Origin of the sequence: Priestia flexa NBRC 15715, assembly GCF_001591565.1 — a bacterium.
GTDB classification, from domain to species: domain Bacteria; phylum Bacillota; class Bacilli; order Bacillales; family Bacillaceae_H; genus Priestia; species Priestia flexa.
This window is the reverse complement of sequence record NZ_BCVD01000201.1, coordinates 1-3143: the sequence shown is the minus strand read 5'-3', so window position 1 is coordinate 3143 and position 3143 is coordinate 1. Positions and strand designations below refer to the sequence as shown.

The following is a 3143-nucleotide window of genomic DNA, read 5'->3' as shown; positions in this document are numbered from 1 at the left end:
CTTATGTCCCAGCCTTCTTCTTTCTTTATAGTACAAGTGCAGCAATCCATCCAAAAATAATTAACGGAATGTTATAGTGTAAAAAAGTTGGCACACATGTATCCCAAATATGATTATGCTGACGGTCTACGGATAAACCTGAAGTCGGCCCTAACGTGCTATCTGAAGCAGGAGAACCTGCATCCCCCAACGCACCCGCTGTTCCAATAACTGAAATAGTTGCCAACGGACTGAGACCTAATTCTAAACAAAGTGGCACGAAAATTGTAGCAATGATTGGAATCGTTGAAAATGATGAGCCGATTCCCATCGTAACCAATAAACCAATTACAAGCATTAACAAAATTCCTAGTACTTGATTGCCCCCGATTAAATTAACAGAACCTTGAACAAGGGTTTCTACGTCTCCCGTTTCTTGAATTACTTTAGCGAAACCTGAAGCTGACAGCATAACAAATCCAATAAATGCCATCATACGCATACCATCAGTTAAAACCGTATCCGCTTCGTTCCATTTCACAACACCGCTTAGGTATACTACGATAATGCCTGCAAGTGAACCAAAAATCATGGAGTCTAATGGAATTTGCACCGCTAATGCAACAAAAATAGCTATTAATGAAATGATAATACCTTTTCTTGTATACGAAAGTCCATTATCGCTAGTTTCTTCGTTCACTGTTAGCTTACTATCTTTATAAACACGGGGCTTACGATATGAAATAAAGACCGCTACAAGCAAGCCAATAACCATTCCTAACGCAGGCAACGCCATTGCTTTAACGATATCACCGTCGTGTACAACTAAACCATTCTCTTGTACGTTTGTTGCAAGAATATCATGATAGATTTTCCCAAACCCTGCTGGTAGAAGCATGTATGGTGTCACTAATCCAAACGTGATGACAGTTGCAACAAGACGACGATCGATTTCGAGTTGATTAAATACTGTTAACAACGGTGGAATTAGCAATGGAATAAACGCAATGTGTACAGGAATTACGTTTTGTGAAAAGCATGAAATAATCAAGATAATTAATAAAATAAGTACTTTAGAAAGTGCTTTTCTTTTTGTATCTCCTTCGCGTCCAACAATCTTTAGTGCAACTGCTACTACTGCGTTGGGAAGACCTGTTCTTGAAATTACAACAGCAAACGCTCCGAGCAGTCCATAGCTTAAAGCTACAGATGCACTATTTCCTAAACCTTCTGTATATATATTGACTGTATCTGTTAAGCTAATTCCTCCAACAAGTCCTCCGATGAGAGCACCTATAGCTAGAGAGAAAACAACGTTAATACGAAGTAAACTCAGCACAAGCATAACAGCTACAGCTACTAAAACTGCATTCATTTTGAAACCTCCGTACTTTAGTGTGTTAAACAATTAGAGAATTAAAACAATACACTCATTATAATACCTCACACTCAAATGTCAATGGGAAATCTAAACAAACGTTTGATTAAACCGTTTTCTTATACAAAAAGCATGGATGAATGAATCATCCACGCTTTTATTATCCACTATAATATTGTTTAAAAATCATGAATTAATTGAGCTAATGTACGTACCATAACGCCTGTTGCACCAGAAGGACCATACGAACTAGCGCCGTTTGTTGTAGCCGTTCCAGCAATGTCCAAGTGAATCCACGGGGTGTTTTCCGCAAATTCTAATAGGAAGGTTCCTGCCATAATCGCATGTCCTTCTCGTCCTGGTGAGTTGTTCAAATCCGCTACTTTACTGCTTCTCACCTTCTTTTTATCTTTTTCTGCGATAGGCAGTTGCCAAATCATCTCACCAGTCTGTTGACTTGCATCCTTTAGCTTCTCATAAAAAGCGGAATCATTCGTCATTGCACCTGTTGTATGTGTTCCTAAAGCTACAATAACACCACCTGTTAACGTTGCTACATCAACTAAATAGGAAGCTCCATGGTGTTTAGCATACGTTATGGCATCTGCTAGAGCCAGTCGTCCTTCTGCATCTGTATTCAATACTTCAATAGTTTTTCCGCTCATAGCTGTAATCACATCATCTGGCTTAAATGCCGTTGCGCTAATTACGTTATCCGTAGATGGAATGACCATTACAACGTTTTGCTTTGGTTTTGTTTCACCAATCACTTCCATTGCTCCTAACACCGATGCCGCTCCGCCCATATCCGTCTTCATCCCAACAATCCCGGATTTTGACTTGATTGAGTAGCCACCTGTATCGAAGGTAATACCTTTTCCTACTAGGCCGATAACATCCTTCCACTCACTTTTCCCTTGATATTTTAATGTAATCATTTTAGGAGGTTCAGTAGATCCTTGGTTAACGGCGAGTAAAGCTCCCATCCCTAACGTTTCCATCTCTTCTTTTTCAAGAATTTCGCATTCAAACCCATACTTATCGGCTAATTTTTGAGCATAATCAGCTAAATCTGTTGCCGTTAGCATATTACTTGGTAAATTTACGAGCGTACGGGCTGAATTTGTAGCTTTACCATACACATAACCGCGCTCAACAGCACTCTCGATATTATTAGAAGCAATGATATTTATTTTTTCAAGCTGAACGCTTGGTAGATTCGAGCGCTTCTTATAATGTTCAAATTCATATGTAGATAGCTGACTCATTTCACCTAATAAGCGTGCAGACATTTCTTCACTAATAACAGAGGTTGTAAAAGTAGAAAGTGCAATAGTCACTTCTGTTAACTGACTTACCTTAATACGTTGAAAGAGCTTTCCATATGCTTCTTTTAAGGTTTCCTCTGTCAGTCCGCTGTTTCTACCTAAACCGATAAAGATTAGACGCTTCGCTCCTATCTTGTTAAACGTTGGAATAACTGAAACCTGCTTTTCATTAACGTTAATGTCCCCTGCTTTTACAAGCTGTGAAAGATAGCCATCAAACATCCCATTGATTTCTTCTAGAGGTCCTTCAAATGAATCATTTTTATGAAAAACACCTACTACTAGCGCTTCTGTTTCCCTTTCTAAATTTAGATTAGTATGTAACTGAAACATCTATAATCATCCTTTCATGTTCGAATCTCTTAAAAGCTACAGAGCTCTTTATATGTAACATTGTCTCATGAAAAAATAAAAATAACGAGTACATTCATTTATGTCTAATTTATAGCAACCAAAAT

At 38.3% G+C, this 3143-nt stretch carries 2 protein-coding genes; both read right to left on the bottom strand.

The genetic code is table 11. The features are described 5' to 3' along the window. Positions 1-25 precede the first annotated feature (25 nt). Positions 26-1354: a Na+/H+ antiporter family protein gene (locus BFL01S_RS19265; RefSeq protein ID WP_025908065.1), complete on the bottom strand. Its 1329-nt coding sequence runs from the start codon at positions 1352-1354 to the stop codon at positions 26-28. A gap of 182 nt (positions 1355-1536) precedes the next feature. Next, on the bottom strand, positions 1537-3018 hold the full coding sequence (locus tag BFL01S_RS19260; RefSeq protein WP_061786681.1) for a leucyl aminopeptidase: 1482 nt from the start codon (positions 3016-3018) through the stop codon (positions 1537-1539). Between the last annotated feature and the right edge of the window lie 125 nt (positions 3019-3143).